14 protein-coding genes are annotated in these 16,548 nt (G+C 70.1%); 8 read left to right on the forward strand and 6 right to left on the reverse strand.

Going from position 1 to position 16,548, the window contains the following annotated elements; translation table 11 throughout:
• Positions 1 to 227: 227 nt before the first annotated feature.
• Genes HD596_RS28540 through HD596_RS28555 form a run of 4 tightly spaced genes read left to right on the forward strand, consistent with a single transcriptional unit; the run spans position 228 to position 5,818 of the window.
• The gene (locus HD596_RS28540; protein ID WP_185072391.1) at positions 228 to 1,205 is read left to right on the forward strand and encodes an ABC transporter permease; all 978 of its coding nucleotides are present in this window, start codon (positions 228 to 230) and stop codon (positions 1,203 to 1,205) included.
• 1 nt (position 1,206) lies between these two features.
• Positions 1,207 to 2,046, forward strand: a complete 840-nt coding sequence (locus HD596_RS28545) for an ABC transporter permease (protein WP_185072392.1) — start codon at positions 1,207 to 1,209, stop codon at positions 2,044 to 2,046.
• Positions 2,043 to 4,112, forward strand: a complete 2,070-nt coding sequence (locus HD596_RS28550; protein WP_185072393.1) for an ABC transporter ATP-binding protein — start codon at positions 2,043 to 2,045, stop codon at positions 4,110 to 4,112. The genes HD596_RS28545 and HD596_RS28550 overlap by 4 nt, the downstream gene beginning before the upstream one ends.
• Positions 4,109 to 5,818 (forward strand): ABC transporter family substrate-binding protein, encoded by a 1,710-nt coding sequence (locus HD596_RS28555; RefSeq protein ID WP_185072394.1) that lies wholly within the window; start codon positions 4,109 to 4,111, stop codon positions 5,816 to 5,818. Before HD596_RS28550 ends, HD596_RS28555 begins: the two co-directional genes overlap by 4 nt.
• Here HD596_RS28555 and HD596_RS28560 read toward each other — a convergent pair.
• Positions 5,785 to 6,693, reverse strand: a complete 909-nt coding sequence (locus HD596_RS28560) for an NAD(P)H-binding protein (RefSeq protein ID WP_185072395.1) — start codon at positions 6,691 to 6,693, stop codon at positions 5,785 to 5,787. The genes HD596_RS28555 and HD596_RS28560 overlap by 34 nt on opposite strands.
• Complete coding sequence (locus HD596_RS28565; protein WP_221519556.1) at positions 6,690 to 7,727, reverse strand: saccharopine dehydrogenase NADP-binding domain-containing protein; 1,038 nt, start codon at positions 7,725 to 7,727, stop codon at positions 6,690 to 6,692. The genes HD596_RS28560 and HD596_RS28565 overlap by 4 nt, the downstream gene beginning before the upstream one ends.
• Positions 7,728 to 7,811: 84 nt before the next feature.
• On the opposite strand from HD596_RS28565, the gene HD596_RS28570 reads away from it, so the two are divergent.
• A complete protein-coding gene (locus HD596_RS28570) occupies positions 7,812 to 8,432 on the forward strand; it encodes a TetR/AcrR family transcriptional regulator (protein WP_185072396.1) in 621 nt (206 codons plus the stop codon).
• Here HD596_RS28570 and HD596_RS28575 read toward each other — a convergent pair whose 3' ends face one another.
• Both HD596_RS28575 and HD596_RS28580 read right to left on the reverse strand, forming a co-directional pair.
• Positions 8,433 to 8,858, reverse strand: a complete 426-nt coding sequence (locus HD596_RS28575; RefSeq protein ID WP_185072397.1) for a peptidase inhibitor family I36 protein — start codon at positions 8,856 to 8,858, stop codon at positions 8,433 to 8,435.
• A 695-nt stretch (positions 8,859 to 9,553) separates the two neighbouring features.
• A complete protein-coding gene (locus tag HD596_RS28580) occupies positions 9,554 to 9,901 on the reverse strand; it encodes a hypothetical protein (RefSeq protein ID WP_185072398.1) in 348 nt (115 codons plus the stop codon).
• A gap of 302 nt (positions 9,902 to 10,203) precedes the next feature.
• Between HD596_RS28580 and HD596_RS28585 the strand changes: the two genes are divergently transcribed.
• A complete protein-coding gene (locus HD596_RS28585; RefSeq protein ID WP_185072399.1) occupies positions 10,204 to 11,400 on the forward strand; it encodes an RNA-guided endonuclease InsQ/TnpB family protein in 1,197 nt (398 codons plus the stop codon).
• Between the two features lie 32 nt (positions 11,401 to 11,432).
• Here HD596_RS28585 and HD596_RS28590 read toward each other — a convergent pair whose 3' ends face one another.
• Both HD596_RS28590 and HD596_RS28595 read right to left on the reverse strand, forming a co-directional pair.
• Entirely contained in the window at positions 11,433 to 12,770 is a 1,338-nt protein-coding gene (locus tag HD596_RS28590) for a pectate lyase family protein (RefSeq protein ID WP_221519558.1), read from the reverse strand.
• Positions 12,771 to 12,872: 102 nt separating this feature from the next.
• A complete protein-coding gene (locus tag HD596_RS28595) occupies positions 12,873 to 13,451 on the reverse strand; it encodes a TetR/AcrR family transcriptional regulator (RefSeq protein WP_185072400.1) in 579 nt (192 codons plus the stop codon).
• Positions 13,452 to 13,560: 109 nt separating this feature from the next.
• Here HD596_RS28595 and HD596_RS28600 point away from each other — a divergent pair, with 109 nt between their 5' ends.
• Together HD596_RS28600 and HD596_RS28605 are read left to right on the forward strand one after the other, a co-directional pair.
• A complete protein-coding gene (locus HD596_RS28600) occupies positions 13,561 to 13,968 on the forward strand; it encodes a nuclear transport factor 2 family protein (RefSeq protein ID WP_185072401.1) in 408 nt (135 codons plus the stop codon).
• Positions 13,969 to 14,059: 91 nt separating this feature from the next.
• Positions 14,060 to 16,495, forward strand: coding sequence for a glycoside hydrolase family 3 N-terminal domain-containing protein (locus tag HD596_RS28605; protein ID WP_185072402.1), 2,436 nt, complete (start codon positions 14,060 to 14,062; stop codon positions 16,493 to 16,495).
• Positions 16,496 to 16,548 lie beyond the last annotated feature (53 nt).

Consider the following 16,548-nt stretch of genomic DNA (forward strand, 5'->3'; position numbering starts at 1 on the left):
GCAGGTCAGAGGGGGTGTGGTAAGCGATCGTTCCGGTCTTGTCGATCTATTGCGAGTGACCTTACCGTTATGTCGGACGGTTTCTGACTGTTACATCTTTGCTTATATTCTGCGCGTTGATCGCCGTCTCGTTGCAAGTCGTTTTTGCGCCGCGAGACGGGTTTTCGTTGCGGGGACGCCACTCCGGCCCGGAGGTCCGCGCCCCCCGTCAGCGCGAACGGAGAGTAATGGGCAAGTACCTGCTCCGCAGGTTGGCAATAAATGTGGTCTTGGTGGCCATCGCGGCGAGCCTCGCGTACATGCTCGCGGCCAGCACCATGAACCCGCGAGCCGCGTATCAGGCCCGCCAACCTCCCATCGCCGAGTCGGTCATCGACTCCACGCTGGACGCCTACAACCTGAACGACAAGGTCCCGGTGCTCGTGCGGTACGGGACCTGGGCGAAGGGCGTCATCACGGGAGACTTCGGCAAGACCTGGAACGGCGGGTCGGTCAATCAGGAGATGGGCCGGCGGATCATGGTCAGCCTGCGGCTGCTGCTCATCGGCACGCTGCTGGGCTTCGCCATCGGGGTGGCGCTGGGTGCGATCTCGGCGGTGAAGCAGTACAAGTTCAGCGACCGGTTAATCGGTGTCAGCTCGTTCGTGATCATGGCGATCCCGGTGTTCGTGCTGGCCACGGTGCTGGCCATCGCGACGTACAGCCTCAACGACGGGCTCGGGTTCACGCTGATCGAGTACACCGGCGAGTACAACCCGAAGCTGGAGGGCTGGGACCAGTTCCTCAACCGGCTGAACCACCTGATCCTCCCCACGATCTCGCTCAGCCTCGGCTCGATCGCGTTCTACAGCCGCATCCAGCGCAACATGATGCTCGACGTGCTGGGTCAGGACTTCGTCCGCACGGCGATGGCCAAGGGCCTGCGGCGCAGGACCGCGCTCACCAAGCACGCGCTGCGCACCGCGCTGATCCCCTCCGCCACGTACTTCGCCTTCGCGTTCGGCACGATGTTCACCGGTGCCACGTTCACCGAGAAGATCTTCGCCTGGCACGGCATGGGCGCCTGGCTGGTCGAGTCGATCAACTCGAACGACGTCAACTCCGTCGCCGCGGTGACCTTCTTCACCGCCGTGTGCGTCCTGTTCGCCGCGTTCCTGTCCGACGTGCTGGTCGCGGCCCTCGATCCTCGGGTGCGGGTGAGCTGAGATGCGTTCGAAAGTCGTCCTGCGGCGCCTGTTCCGCAACAAGCAGGCGCGTTACGGCATCGTGGCCCTGGTCCTGCTGGTCCTGCTGGCGTACGTCGGCCCCTACTTCGGCTCGTACGACTGGACCGACAAGGACTTCATGGCCTTCATGTCGGCCCCGGACGCCGACCACTGGTGGGGCACCACCTCGATCGGCCAGGACATGTACGCGGTCACGCTCCGCGGCATGCAGAAGTCGATCATCATCGGCCTGCTGGTCGCGCTGATCGCCACCGGACTTGCGGCGGTCGTGGGAGCGTTCGCCGGATATTTCGGCGGCTGGATCGACAGGGCGCTCATGTGGGGGGTCGACCTGCTGCTGGTCCTCCCGAGCTTCCTGATCATCGCCATCATCTCGCCACGGCTGCGGGACGCCTCCTGGCTGTGGTTCGTGCTGCTGCTCGCCGCGTTCTCCTGGATGATCACCTCCCGGGTGGTGCGGAGCATGACGCTCTCGCTGCGCGAACGGGAGTACGTCCTGGCCGCCGTCTACATGGGCATCCCGCGCTGGAAGATCATCTTCCGGCACATCGTCCCCAACCTGTCCTCCTTGCTGATCATCGACGCCACGCTCAACGTCAGTGGCGCGATCATCGGCGAGGCGGCGCTGTCCTTCTTCGGCTTCGGCATCCAGCCGCCGGACGTCTCGCTCGGCACGCTGATCGCGGAGGGCTCGCGCAACGCCACCGGTTACCCGTGGCTGTTCGTCTTCCCGGCCGGCCTGCTGGTGGCCATGGTGCTCGCCGTGAACCTGATCGGCGACGGCCTGCGTGACGCACTCGACCCGGGGAGCAACTCGTGAGCATCTTGGAGGTCAAGGACCTCACCGTCACCTTCCCCGGCGGCATCGAAGCCGTGCGCGGCGTGAGCTACGAGGTCGAGCGCGGCGAGGTGCTCGGCATCGTCGGCGAGTCCGGCTCCGGCAAGTCCGTGACCTCGCTCGCCGTCATGGGCCTGCTGCCCCGCAACGCCGTGGTCAGCGGCTCGGCCAAGCTGCACGGCCGCGAACTGCTCGGGATGGACGAGGACGAGCTGATCAAGGTGCGCGGCAAGGCGATCAGCATGATCTTCCAGGATCCGCTGTCGGCTTTCACGCCCGTCTACACGATCGGCGACCAGATCGCCGAGGCGGTGCGCATCCATCAGAAGGCGTCCAAGGACAAGGCCGCCAAGCGGGCCGTCGAGCTGCTCGACCTGGTCGGCATCCCGAACCCGCACCTGCGGGCCAAGGCGTTCCCGCACGAGTTCTCGGGCGGCATGCGGCAGCGGGCGATGATCGCCATGGCCATCGCCAACGATCCCGACCTGCTGATCTGCGACGAGCCGACGACCGCGCTCGACGTGACCATCCAGGCGCAGGTGCTGGAGGTGCTCAAGACCGCGCAGCGGGAGACGGGCGCCGGCATCGTGATGATCACCCATGACCTGGGCGTCATCGCGGGCATGGCCGACCGGGTGCTGGTCATGTACGCGGGCAAGCCGGTCGAGCAGGGGCCCGTGGACGACATCTACTACCGGCCGCGCATGCCGTACACGATGGGTCTGCTCGCCTCGATCCCCAGGATCGACGGCGAGGAGGGGCCGCTCGTGCCCATCGAGGGCAACCCGCCCTCGCCGTCGGCGCTGCCGCCGGGCTGCCCCTTCGCGCCGCGCTGCCCGATGAAGGTGGACATGTGCGACGACGAGGAGCCGCCGCTGACGCCCTTCGGCGGCGGCCGCCACGTGGCGTGCATCCGCTCGCACGAGATCGAGCACAAGGGCCTGACCGGGGCCGACGTGTTCCCCCTGCCGGTCATCCCGCCGAGCGACGTCGTACGCGTGCCGCGCGCCGAGCGCGCCACGGTGCTCGAGCTCGACGACATGATCAGGCACTACCCGCTGATGAAGGGCGCGGTCCTCAAGCGGCGCGTCGGCACCGTGTTCGCGGTGGACGGCATCAGCTTCGACATCGCCGAGGGCGAGACGCTGGCCCTGGTCGGCGAGTCCGGCTGCGGCAAGACCACCACGCTCCAGCAGATCATGCAGCTCCAGCCGCCGCAGGGCGGGCGGGTCGTCGTGCTCGGCAAGGACAGCGCCAAGCTCGACGCCGGGGCTCGCAAGGCGCTCAGGCGCGACCTGCAGATCGTCTTCCAGGACCCGATGGCCGCCCTCGACCCGCGCATGCCGGTCAGCGCCATCATCGCCGAGCCGCTGCGCGCGCACGGCCGCAAGGACGTGGCCGCCCGGGTCGCCGAGCTGCTGCAACTGGTCGGGCTGTCGCCGGAGCACGCCGACCGCTATCCCCAGCAGTTCTCCGGCGGCCAGCGCCAGCGCATCGGCATCGCCCGCGCGCTCGCGCTGGAGCCGAAGCTGCTGGTGCTGGACGAGCCGGTCTCGGCGCTCGACGTCTCCATCCAGGCGGGTGTCATCAACCTGCTGGAGGAGCTGAAGAACCGGCTGGGGCTGTCGTACCTGTTCGTGGCCCACGACCTGGCGGTGGTCAGGCACCTGGCCGACCGGGTCGCCGTCATGTACCTCGGCAGGATCGCCGAGATCGGCACGGTCGACGACGTCTATGACCATCCAGCCCACCCCTACACGCAGGCGCTGCTGTCGGCGATCCCGCTGCCGGACCCCGAGATGGAGCGGACCCGGAAGCGGATCCTGCTCGAAGGCGACCTGCCCAGCCCGGCCGACCCGCCATCGGGATGCCGGTTCCGTACTCGCTGCCCCAAGTTCGCCCTGCTGAGCGAGGCAGAGCAACGGCGGTGCGTGGACGAAGAGCCCTCGGTTGCCCGGCTCGCGAACGCCGTTGACCACGGCGCCGCCTGCCACTACGCGGAGGAGATCGAGGTCATCACGGCCTCGGACGATCAGGAGGAAAAGTGAAGGTTCGTTACCGGGCGGCTGCGGGCATCGCGGTCCTGGCCATGGCCGTCGCGGCCTGTGGCGGAGGTGGCGGCGCAGCCAAGAAGCCGAGCGCCGAGCAGTCGCAGCAGGCTCAGCAGCAGATGGCGGAGACCCCGTCGATCAGCATCAACCCGGTCGCCTACGACCAGGTCAAGGACGGCGGCACGCTGACCCTGCCCATCGGGCAGTGGCCCACCCAGTGGAACGTCAACCACGTCGACGGCAACCAGGCCGACACCGCGGACATGCTCGACCCGATCATGCCGCAGCTGATGGTGTCCGACGACAAGGCCAACTTCACGCCGAACCCGGACTATGTGACCGACGTGAAGAACGACATGTCGTCGGGCAAGCAGGTCGTGACCTACACGCTCAACGAGAAGGCCAACTGGTCGGACGGCACGCCGATCACGTGGAAGGACCTCGAGGCCGCGTGGAAGATCAACAACGGTAAGGACAAGAAGTACAAGCCGGCTTCCACGGACGGCTGGGACAAGATCGAGTCGGTCACCAAGGGTGACTCCGACAAGGTCGCCATCGTCACCTTCGCCAAGCCGTACCTGGAGTGGCAGGGCCTGTTCAACCGGGCCACCAACCACCTTCTGCCCGCCTCGCACGTGCTCGACCCGGACAAGTACGAGAACGACTACAAGCAGAAGATCCCGGTCACCGCGGGTCCCTTCAAGGTCGAGAAGATCGACGAGGGCACCAAGACGCTCACCCTCGTGCGTGACGACAAGTGGTGGGGCAAGAAGGCCAAGCTCGACAAGCTCATCTTCCGGTGGATGGACCCCTCCGCCGCGGTGAACGGCTTCGCCAACGGCGAGCTCGACGCCACGGACATCCTGGCCGGCGCCCCCGCCGACCTGAAGCGCGCCAAGGAAGTCCCCAACTCCGACATCCGCAAGGCGCTCAGCCCCAACTGGCGGCACATCACGGTCAACAACCAGAGCGCGCTCCTGAAGGACAAGTCCGTCCGCCAGGCCGTCGCGTACGCGATCAACCGTGACGTGATCACGCAGTCGGACCTGAAGGACATGGACTGGCCGCTGCAGACGCTCGGCAACCACGTCTTCATGAACAACCACAAGGCGTACGTCGACAACTCCGGCGACATCGGCAAGTACAACCTGGACAAGGCCAAGCAGCTGCTGGACGCGGCCGGCTGGAAGCAGGAGGGCGACTACCGCAAGAAGGACGGCAAGGAGTTCGACCTGACCTTCGTCATCCCGACGGACACCCCCGTCGCGAAGACGGAGGGTGAGCTCACCCAGGCCATGCTGAAGGAGGCCGGGATCAAGGTCACGGTCCGCCCGGTCCCGGTCGACAAGTTCTTCACCGACTACATCATCAAGGGCGACTTCGACCTGGTGCCGTTCACGTGGATCGGCACGCCGCTGCCGCTCGGCGGCCTGCCGCAGATCTACAAGACCGGCTCCGAGAGCAACTTCCCCAAGAGCAACGACCCTGAGCTCGACAAGGCCATCGAGGCCGTGGGGAACGAGACGGACCAGACCAAGGCGAACGAGCTGGCGAACGCCGCCGACAAGATGATCTGGGACCTGGTGCACACCATCCCGCTGTACCAGCGCCCGGAGATCTGGGCGACGAAGAAGACGCTCGCCAACTTCGGCGCTCGCGGCTACAAGTACTACGACTGGTCGGCGGTCGGCTTCACCGGCTGATCCCCGCCCTGACCGAACCCCCGGCCGCTCCTCGGCCGGGGGTTCCCCCATTCGCCCAGAGTCATGGGCGTGCGGCCGCCGTAGCGCTCGATGCTCTCGGTGACCCGGTAGAGCGGGTGGTCGCCGGAGCCGATGAGGCGGAAGATCGCCCACAGGTGCGTCAGGTGCTCGACCGTGTACGGGTCGCCGTAGACGCGCAGCGCCCGCGCCTCCCACTCCTCGGGCGGCAGGTCGGCGTACGAGAGTCCGAGCGCGTCCGCCGCCTCGCCGATCGTCGCCATCTGCCCGGTCACCAGGCACACCGGGTCGGCGGGTCCGGGGGCGAGCAGGAGTCCGGCGGCGACCCTGGCCACGTCCTCGCCCGCGACCAGCGGGATCCGCGTGTCGCGCGGCCCCAGCGGGAGCGCCAGCGTGCCGCCCGAGGCGGCGACGGACAGGTTCTCGAAGAAGACCGCGGCCCGCAGGTGCACCGCGCCCACCCCGGCCCAGTCGAACACCTGCTCCGCCACCCAGTGCCGGCGCATCCGCGGCGTGAGGGCCTCGGGGGACGCGTCGAGCTGCGACACCTCGACGACGCGCGTCACCCCCTCCTCCCTGGCCGCGGCGGCGAACACCCCCGTGGCGTCGAGCAGCCCCGCCGTCACCGGATAGGTGAAGAACGCCCGGCTGATCCCGCGCATGGCGGGCCGCACCGACGTAATCTCCCTGAGATCGCCGACCACCACCTCGGCCCCGAGCTTGCGCAGCTCCTCGGCCCGCTGGTCGTCGGAGTGGACGAAGGCGCGCACCGCCTCGCCGCGTTCCAGCAGCAGGTTCGTGACGTGCCGGCCGGTCGAGCCCTGCGGGCCGCCGGCCGCGCCCGTGACCAGGATCATCGCGCCTCCTTGTTCGGGAGGGTGACGGTGAACAGGCCGAGCTGTTCCAGGTCGCGCAGGAACGGTTCCGCCGGGAACGCCTCGGCCGGGGCGTACACGCCGGGGCTCCCCGGATCCGCGGCCAGGCGGACCGCGGCCTCCACCGAGGTCAGCGCGCTCATGCGCCACAGGTCGCGCCCGCTGACCTGCCCGGCCCTGCCGCCGTCCGCGGTGATCACCTGCGCGGCGACCGTGAACGCGGAGCCCGCGCGCGTCTCGGCGTCCGCGTCCTCGCTGCTGAACACCTGCTCCTCCTGGAAGGTGTCCGCCGTGAGCTGCGCCTCGACCCTGCGCGTGCGTACGTGCCTGGGGACGGTGACGACCTCCGAGAACGGGACGGGGGCGATCATCGTGCGCGGGCCGAGCGGCGGCGGGAACGGGAAGACGGCGTTGCGCGGCTCGACGTAGCCGACGTGCTGCTCGCCGTCGGTGTAGGTGATGCGCCGGGTGTCGGCGAACAGCAGCTCGGCGGTCTGCTTCGCCCCCGTCGTCAGCCGCCAGCCGGACACCGCGTAGGCGGTGATCACCCGTTCGACGTCCGTCAGGCCGTCGGCCACGGCGGCGGCGAGCAGGTCGCCCGTCCCGCCGTAGAAGCTCATCGCGGTGACCATGGTGATGCCCGCTCTCCTCGCGGGCTCCTGCATCGTGTCGAACATCCACTTCGTGTGGTGCTGCTCCAGGGCGTGGTCCACGTAGTGGCAGCCGCCCTCGGCCGCCGCCGTGGCGACGGGCTTGCCGGTGTGCGTGAACGGGCCCGCGCAGTGGATCAGCACGGCCGCCTGCTCCGCGAGCGCGCGTAACGCGGCGGGGTCGTCCAGCGGGGCCTGGTGCACGGGCACCCCGCCGAGCTCGTCGGACAGGGCCTTGAGCGCTCCGTCGTCGCGACCGGCCAGGACGATCTCCTTGCCGCGGGCGCGCAGCTCCGCCGCGACCAGCCGCCCGGTGTGGCCGGTGGCGCCGTAGACGGCGATGCGCGGTGAGGACGAGGGGGACACGACTCACCTCCATGTTTCATACTGGCGGTACGTAACTGTGCTTCGAAGTTACGTACCGCGAGTATGCAAGTCAATGGGAGCACGATGATCCGCCGTACCCAGGCAGAGCGATCGGACGAGACGACGGGGCGGCTGGTGCGGGCCGCGCGGGAGCTGTTCGGGGCCCATGGTTACGCGCTCACGTCGATCGACGCGGTGGCCGCCGCGGCCGGGGTGACCAAGGGTGCGGCCTACCACCACTTCAACGGAAAAGTCGCGCTATTTCGGGCGGCGTTCGTGGGGGAGCAGGAGGAGGTCGCCGCCGCCGTGGAACGGGCGGCCCTGTCGGAGCCCGACCCGTGGGCGGCGCTGCGGCGCGGCTGCCGCACCTTCCTCGAGCGCTGCCTCGACCCGGGGTTCCGGCAGATCGTCCTGCTCGACGCGCCGTCGGTGCTGGGGTGGGAGACGGTCCGCGAGATCGAGTACGCCCACACGCTACGAGTCCTGCTCACCGGCCTCCACCTGGCCACGGCGGGCGAACAGCCGGCCGGCCCGGATGCGGCGGTTGGGGATCTGGCCGACGGCGGCCTCTCCATGCGCGCCCAGCTCGTCTTCGGCGCGTTGTGCGAGGGCGGCATGCTGCTGGCCCGCTCCGCCGACCCGGCGGCCGACCTGCCGCGGCTCGCCGCGGAGGCCGACCGCTTCCTGGCGGCGCTCAGGCCGTGATCAGCCGTGCGAGTCGGTCTGTGCCGCCTTGACGGTCACTCCCTCAGGGGGGAAGCACGACGGGCCGTTCGGGCCGTCGAAACGGACGGAGTCGAAGAAGTCGCGGAACGGGGTGTAGAAGTTGCCCTTCCCGCCGGCCGAGGTCACGGCCGAGCAACCGCCGTAGTTCGCCTCCGAGTAGAGGTGGATGGTCGAGCCCGTGCGGTTCCAGTCGGACTTGGCGCGGTCGGCCATGTTCAGGGCGGCCAGGTCGGGGGTGTTGCCCTGGATCTGGACGATGTCGCCGGTGCCGTCCAGGCCGGAGAACAGACAGTAGTAGTTGGCGGGGCAGCGGTCATAGCCGTCGGCCGCCTGCGCGGGAACGGCCGTCAGCGCCAGGGCCGCGGTGGCGATCGGTAATGCCAGAATGTGAAGCTTCTTGCCCAACGCTCCTCCATGGGTGAAACTTTCTTTCGGGTCGAACATACAGGGCGAGATCTTGTCAGGAAAGAGGCTCGACCAACCCGCCCTCCCCGCCTTGCGCCTCCCCGCTCTGCGCCTCCCCGCTTGCGCCTCCCCGCCTTGCGCCTCCCCGCCTTGCGCCTCCCCGCTTTGCGTTGCCGCGCCGTCTCCGTGCTGCGCCACGAGCGCCCCGCCCCCGCACCGCCCCCGCACCGCCCCCGCACCGCCCCCGCACCGCCCCCGCACCGCACCCGCATCACTCCGCCGCCGCGCCGCCCAGCGCGCACTACCCCTCCGTGCCCTGCACAGCCCCGCTCTGCCGCCCCGGCCGCTCTGCCGCCCCGGCCGCTCTGCCACCCGGACCGCCCTGCCGTGCCGGGCCGGGTCGCCAGCGGGACCGCCCCGCGCCGCTGCCGTGCCGTCGCGACCGTTGCCGTCTTGCGCCACCGCTGCGTCCGCTCCGCCGGCCTACCGCGTCGCGCCGCCCTGCGTCTCCCAACCCGGCGTCTCCCGGCCCTGCGTCTCCCCGCCCGGCGTCTCCCCGCCCTGAGTCGCCCCCTAGGTCACGCCGCTCCGACCGCACCGCCCCGCGTCACGTCGCCCCGACCGCACCGCCCCACCCGGCGGGACCCCCGCACTGCCGCCGGGCGCGCGATGGGCCCGGCGGCGGGAGCGGGGGGTTAGAGGCGGGCGCCTACGTCGGTGCCGTTCTTGGGGCGGAGGAAGGTGGACGGCGGGATGGAGCCGTCGGCGCGGCGGGGGCCGGTCAGGGTGGCGGGGTCGGTGCTGGCCAGGGAGCTGTCGTCCCAGGTGCCGCCGAGGTCCCACGAGTTGCCGCTGCCCGACGACGACGAGCCCAGGTCGACCGCCTTGGCGTTGGTGGCGGCCAGGTTGCGGGTGAGGGTGCCGTCGGCGTCGGCGAGGTCGAAGCCGGTCCCGCCGTTGCGCCAGGCCGTGTTGCGCGTCAGCGACAGCCCCCCGGGGTTGGCGTTGTCGATGAACCCGCCCACCGCGTTCCGGAAGGCCATGCTGTTGCAGTTGTCGCGGGTGACAAGCCGGTCGAAGACGTTGTTGTTGCAGCCCCGGCAGAAGATCCCGTACGGGCCGTTGGCGATCTCCAGCCCGGTGATGCGCCAGTAGGAGGCTCCATCAGAATCTCCTGAGGGAACCGTCGTCTTCAGGCGACGGGGGAATGGGGAGCGGGAGGGCCGCCAAGGCCCGAGCGCGCCCTGACCTGTCAGCTTCGGGCGTCACAGATTTCCTTCCGGTTTTGTCGGTGCCGGCCGATATCGTGGTGGTCTCGTTACCGAGCGTGGGGGGGGGGTGGGGTGTGCGCAGGTCGTTCCAGTTCCTGCTGCGCCCCACCGGCAAGCAGGCCGCCGCGCTCGCGCAGTGCCTGGAAGATCACCGGGTGCTGTACAACGCGGCTCTCGAACACCGCCGTACGGCCTACCGCAAAGCCGGGGTGGCGGTGCGCTACGGCCAGCAGTCGGCGGAGCTGAAGCACATCCGCGCCGACGACCCCGACGGTCAGGGCCGATGGTCGTTCTCCTCCCAGCAGGCCACCCTCCGCCGTCTTGACAAGGCGTACCGGGCGTTCTTCGACCGCGTCCAAGCAGGCCGCACGCCAGGGTTCCCGCGTTTCAAGGGCCGGGGCCGGTTCGACACGGTCCAGTGGCCCAAGGACGGCGACGGCTGCCGGTGGCACTCCCAACCACACCATCCGACGGCGACCTACGTGCGGTTGCAGGGCGTCGGGCATGTGCGGGTCCACCAGCACCGCCGGGTGCTCGGCACCGTCAAGACGATCAGCATCAAGAGGGAAGGAGCCCGCTGGTTCCTCGTGCTGTCGTGCGATGAGGTGCCCGCACAGCCCCTTCCCGCTACGGGTGCGGTCGCGGGTGTTGACGTGGGTGTCGCCTGGCTGGCCACGACCAGCGACGGCGACCACCTCGACAACCAGCGCCACCTCGCCACCTCCGCGAGCCGTCTGGCGGCGGCCCAGCGGGACCTGGCCGGTAAGAGACGAGGATCCAACCGGCGCGGTAAGGCCGTCGCGCGGGTGGCGGCGCTGCACGCCAAGGTGCGGCGGCAACGCCTCGACTCGGCGCACAAGGCCGCGCTGGCGCTGGTTCGCGGCTACGACGTGATCGTGCACGAAGCGCTGAATGTGGCGGGCATGACCCGGCGTGCCGCGCCGCAACCGGACGGCGAAGGCGGCTACCTGCCTAACAGGCAAGCGGCTAAATCGGGGCTGAACAAGAGCATTCTCGACGCGGGTTGGTCGGCGTTCTTGACGATCCTGTCGCACAAGGCTGAAAGCGCCGGTCGACAGCTGATCGCGGTGAACCCCGCCAACACCTCCCGTACGTGCTCGCGCTGCGGGCACTGCGCGGAGGACAACCGTGTCAGCCAAGCGGTCTTCCGATGCACGGGGTGCGGGCACGAGGCGCACGCCGACGTGAACGCGGCGATCAACGTCTTGAGGGCAGGGCTTGCCCTTCGTGAGGCTGCGCAAGCGGCTTAGCGAGAAGCCGCTTCCTTCAGGGAGCGGAGGAGTCACGTGGATGGCTCCGCGCTGCGCGTGGGGATGCTGCCGCCGACCGGGGCCGGCGTGTTCGGCAGGGCCTCGCCGTCGATCAGGACCCGTTCCGTGCCGTACGCGGCCAGCGTGATGGGGCTCGACGAGGTGCCGCTCTTGGTGATCTGGATGTTGGACGTGAGCGCGTACGTGTCCCCGCGGACGGAGATGACCGTGCCGGGCTGGGCGAGGTCGACGGCGCGCTGGATGGTGGCGAGCGGACGGTCGAGGGTGCCCGGGTTGGCGTCGTTCCCGTTGGTGGCGACGTAGAGCTGGGTCGCGGCGGCGGCGGTCGCCGCCAGAGGGGTGATCTTGCCGTAGCCCGCCCCGGCCCGGACCGCCGCCGGGACGTTCTGCGGCGGGTCGACCGTGTAGCCGTAGTACGTGCCCGGCTCGACGACGGATCCCGCGGTCTCCGGCGTGCCGGAGTTCACGAAGATGTTGTTGCGCTGGACGGCCCGGCCGGGGCCGCTGTCGCCGTACCCGCCGGCCGAGTAGAGCGGGTGCGCCACGTTCTCGAAGTAGTTGCCCTCGACCACGACCCCGGCGTTCTCGGTGGAAGCCACCCCGTACAGCTCGTTGCCCAGGAAATAGTTGTTGTAGACGTGCACCGGCTCCCCGAACCTGATGCGCGGGTGCCGCTGGCGGCTGTTGTCGAAGAAGTTGTGGTGGATGGTCACCTTGAGGTGGCCGACGTCCGTGCCGGCGGCGCCGTCGGAGTGGCTGATCAGCATGGACTTGTCGGAATGGTCGAAGTGGTTCCAGGAGACGGTGACGTAGTCGGCGCCCCTGACGATGTCCACGGACCCGTCCACCGCGCCGGAGAACGTGTTGTGGTCGATCCAGATGTGGTGGGACTGCTGGCCGATGTTGACCGCGTCGTCCTCGGCGTTCGTGAAGCGCAGGTTGCGGACGATCACGTTGTACGAGCGGTAGAAGTCCAGGCCGCCGCCGGTGATGTGGCCGGTGTTGCCGACGCCGACGATGGTCTTGTTGGGCCGCACCCCTTGCTTGCTGGTGATCGAGATCGTGCCCGACACCTGGATGACCAGGGGTTCGAGGCTGTCGATGTACTCGAGGAACTGCGTGGCGTTCGTGGCGGTGACGGTCCTGCCGCCGACGCCGCCCGTGGTGCCGTTCTGGCCGAGCGCGTTGACGGCCGCGAAGCCGGTCGGCCCGTCGGCGGCCACTGCCTGCGCGGCCACTGCCTGCGCGGCCACTGCCTGCGCGGGTACTGCCCGCATCGACGGTACGGCGATCGCGGCCGCGACGAGGACGGCCGTCCAGCGTGGGGCGCGTAACGAGGTGAAGGGCATGGTGCTCTCCGTCTGCCGGGTGCCTCCAAAGGTCGCCGGAAAGCGCTTTCCTCCACGTATTATTCGCACAACCTCACAGGCGGTAAAGCCGCGGTGAAAGTTTCAGGCCGCCCCCATCGCCCGGAGGCCGTGGATGAACAGCTCCAGGTGGCGCCGGGCGAGCGCGTGTTTGGCCTCGTCCGTGAGCGGCCCGGGGAGGGGGCGGGCGATCCGTACGAGCATGGTCGTGATGTCCATGAACGTGACGCCCTCGGGCAGCGTGCCCGCCGCATGGGCGTCGGAGATCATCCGGCGTATGGTGCGGGCGGACTCCTCGCGTACGGGTGACAGCAGCGGATCGTTGGCCGGGTCCACCGCGTCGAGCAGGGCCGGGAGCACGGCCGAGACCCGCAGTTCGAGCGCCTCGCGCAGGTAGCGCGCCAGCGCCTCGAACGGGTCGCGCTCCTCCTCGGCCGCCGCCTTGGCCGCGGTGGCCGTCCTGGTCAGGGCGTCGAGCGCGACCGCGCGCAGCAGGGCGTCGCGGTCGGGGAAGCGGCGGTAGAGCGTGGCGCTGCCGACCCCGGCGCGGCGGGCGATGTCGTCGAGCGGGACGTCGGGGCCGCGCTCGGCGACCATGTCGCGGGCGGCGAGCAGGATCTGCTCCAGGTTGCGCCGCGCGTCGGCCCGCATGGGCTTGCTCATCACACTCACCAGCATATGGGGGAAATCTCCCCGGTTGGGGTTGTGTCGGGTGTCGATGTCTGCCAGATTTAAGTGGGGAGATTTTCCCCGGTTAAGAGAGGGGCAGATCATGAGCAGTCAGGAGCAGGTTCTCGACCTCGTCCGCCGCTGGGCGCGGGCCGAGCTCGACGGTGACGCGGACGCCTTCGACGACCTCCTCGGCGAGGACTTCGCGGGAATCGGCCCGGTGGGGTTCAAGCTGGACAAGCGGCAGTGGGCCGCACGTCACCGGGGCGACCTGAAGAACCACCACTTCGAGATCCTCGACCCGCAGGTGCGCCTCCACGGCGACACCGCGATCGTGGGCGGCGTGCAGGAGCAGCGCACTTCGGTCAGAGGGCACGAGGTCAACGACTCCTTCCGGCTGACCCTGGTCGCCGTCAAGCAGGGCGAGCGCTGGGTGATCGCCAACATCCAGCTCAGCGGCCCGCTCCAGGACCCGTCCGCGCCACCGCCGTTCGCCCGCAAGCAGGGGTGAAACTTTCAGCCCGTCTGGGCGGGAGCGGCGGCCTGTTCTAGAGTTGTGGGAGCGCTCCCAACCGTGCGCCCTCACAACCTCTGGACGTGCCATGCGCAGCAGACACTGGGCGATCAGGGCGGCCGTGCCGCTGCTCGTCGCCGCCGGACTGGTCGTTCCCCGGGCGTCCGCCGCGTCCTGGAATGCAGCCGCCCCTTACCAGGACCCCAGCCTGCCCGTGCCCACCCGGGTGGCTGACCTCATGTCCAGGATGACGCTGGACGAGAAGCTCGGCCAGATGACCCAGGCCGAACGCGGCTCGGTCAGCAACGCCGACGTCACCACGTACCGGCTCGGGTCGGTGCTGTCGGGCGGCGGCTCCGCGCCGTCGCCCAACACGGCCGCGTCCTGGGCGGACATGTACGACGGGTTCCAGAACGCGGCCCTGGCCACGCCGCTCGGCATCCCCATCCTGTACGGGGCGGACGCCGTGCACGGCCACAACAACGTCGTCGGCGCCACTATCTTCCCGCACAACATCGGCCTCGGCGCCACCCGCGACCCCGCCCTCGTCGAGCGCATCGGCCGGGCGGTGGCCGAGGAGGTGTCGGGCACCGGCGTCGACTGGGACTTCGCCCCCTGCCTGTGCGTGGCCCGCAACGACCGGTGGGGCCGCACGTACGAGTCGTTCGGCGAGACGCCGGAGCTGCCCTCGTCCATGGCCACGATCGTGACGGGCCTGCAGGGCGCCACGCTGAACGGCCCCGCGTCCGTGCTCGCCACCGCCAAGCACTACGTCGGCGACGGCGGCACCACGGGCGGCGTGGACCAGGGCGACACCCAGCTGTCCGAGGCCGACCTGCGGGCGATCCACCTGCCGCCGTTCAGGGCCGCGGTGGAGCACGGGGTCGGCTCGGTGATGATCTCCTTCAGCAGTTGGAACGGCGCCAGGCTGCACGGCCACCAGTACCTGATCACCACGGTGCTCAAGGGCGAGCTGAGCTTCTCCGGGTTCGTGGTCTCCGACTGGAACGGCATCGACCAGATCGACGGCGCCCCCGGTACGTCCGCGCTCGACGTGCGCACCGCCGTGAACGCGGGCGTCGACATGGTGATGGTCCCCACGGCCTGGCGCCAGTTCATCGACCTGCTGCGGGCCGAGGTCCAGGCCGGCCGGGTGACCACGGCCCGGGTCGACGACGCGGTACGGCGGATCCTCACCAAGAAGTTCGAGCTCGGGCTGTTCGAGAAGCCGCTGACGGACCGCTCGTACACCTCGACCGTGGGCAGCGCCGCGCACCGCGCGCTGGCCCGCGAGGCGGTCGCCAAGTCGCAGGTCGTGCTGAAGAACGCCGGCAACGTGCTGCCGCTCGCCCGCGGCGGCAAGATCTTCGTGGCGGGCAGGAGCGCCGACGACATCGGCTACCAGAGCGGCGGCTGGACGATCTCCTGGCAGGGCTCGTCCGGCAACATCACGCCGGGCACCACCATCCTGCAGGGCATCAGGAACAGCGCGGGCTCCGGCACGACCGTCACCTACAGCCGGGACGGCACCGGCATCGACTCCTCCTACCGCGTCGCCGTCGCGGTGGTCGGCGAGGCGCCGTACGCCGAGGGCCAGGGCGACCGGCCCGGCAGCCTGGGCCTGGAGGCCGCGGACCTCAACACCATCGCGAACCTGCGCGCCTCCGGCGTCCCGGTCGTCGTGGTGCTGGTCTCGGGCCGCCCGCTCGACATCGCCTCCCAGCTGTCCGGCTGGAACGCGCTGGTCGCCGCCTGGTTGCCGGGCACCGAGGGGCAGGGGGTGGCGGACGTGCTGTTCGGGACCGTCCAGCCGGCCGGGAAGCTGCCGGTGACCTGGATGAGCAGCGCGTCCCAGCAGCCGATCAACTCCGGGGACGGGAAGACGCCGCTGTTCCCGTACGGGTTCGGTCTGACGTACGCGAAGGAGGACTCCAGCCCGCCCACCGCGCCCGGCACGCCCGCGGCCTCCGCGGTCACCTCCTCGTCGGCGACCCTGACCTGGGCCGCCTCCAGCGACGACGTGGGGGTGGCCGGGTACGACGTGGTCCGCGTACAGGGCTCGACGGAGACGGCCGTGGCCACGAGCGCGACGGCCTCGGCCACCGTCACGGGGCTGGCGGCGGGCACGTCGTACACCTTCGCCGTGTACGCCAGGGACGCGGCCGGCAACCGCTCGCCGCGCTCGGGAACGGTGAGCGTGACGACCGGCGGCGGCCAGGCGGGCGGCTGCACGGCCGCCGCGTCCGTGCAGAGCCAGTGGAGCACCGGGTACGTCATCCAGGTCACGGTGACCAACACCGGCACCACGTCCCTGACCGGGTGGGGCGTCACCTTCACGCTGCCGCCCGGGCACGCGGTCACCGGGTCGTGGAACGTCACGATGACCACGTCCGGCCAGGCCGTCACCGCCCGCAACGCCGCGCACAACGGCTCGCTCGCCCCGGGGGCGAGCACGTCGTTCGGCTTCCAGGGCAGCCGGCCGAACGGCGACACCCGCCTGCCGTCCGGCTACGCCTGCGGGTGACGGCGGCCCGGTATGTCCGGCTACGCCTGCGGGTGACGGGCCCGGCTACGCCT

Origin of the sequence: Nonomuraea jabiensis (assembly GCF_014204795.1) — a bacterium.
Lineage (GTDB): Bacteria > Actinomycetota > Actinomycetes > Streptosporangiales > Streptosporangiaceae > Nonomuraea > Nonomuraea jabiensis.

What these genes read in the sequence shown, in the direction of transcription:
- HD596_RS28540 (WP_185072391.1), top strand. Translation starts at nt 228, where the DNA reads ATGGGCAAGTACCTGCTCCGCAGGTTGGCAATAAATGTGGTCTTGGTG.
- HD596_RS28590 (WP_221519558.1), bottom strand. Translation starts at nt 12,770, where the DNA reads ATGCCCTTCACCTCGTTACGCGCCCCACGCTGGACGGCCGTCCTCGTC.
- HD596_RS28605 (WP_185072402.1), top strand. Translation starts at nt 14,060, where the DNA reads ATGCGCAGCAGACACTGGGCGATCAGGGCGGCCGTGCCGCTGCTCGTC.
- HD596_RS28570 (WP_185072396.1), top strand. Translation starts at nt 7,812, where the DNA reads ATGATCCGCCGTACCCAGGCAGAGCGATCGGACGAGACGACGGGGCGG.
- HD596_RS28580 (WP_185072398.1), bottom strand. Translation starts at nt 9,901, where the DNA reads ATGGCCTTCCGGAACGCGGTGGGCGGGTTCATCGACAACGCCAACCCC.
- HD596_RS28600 (WP_185072401.1), top strand. Translation starts at nt 13,561, where the DNA reads ATGAGCAGTCAGGAGCAGGTTCTCGACCTCGTCCGCCGCTGGGCGCGG.
- HD596_RS28545 (WP_185072392.1), top strand. Translation starts at nt 1,207, where the DNA reads ATGCGTTCGAAAGTCGTCCTGCGGCGCCTGTTCCGCAACAAGCAGGCG.
- HD596_RS28560 (WP_185072395.1), bottom strand. Translation starts at nt 6,693, where the DNA reads ATGATCCTGGTCACGGGCGCGGCCGGCGGCCCGCAGGGCTCGACCGGC.
- HD596_RS28595 (WP_185072400.1), bottom strand. Translation starts at nt 13,451, where the DNA reads ATGAGCAAGCCCATGCGGGCCGACGCGCGGCGCAACCTGGAGCAGATC.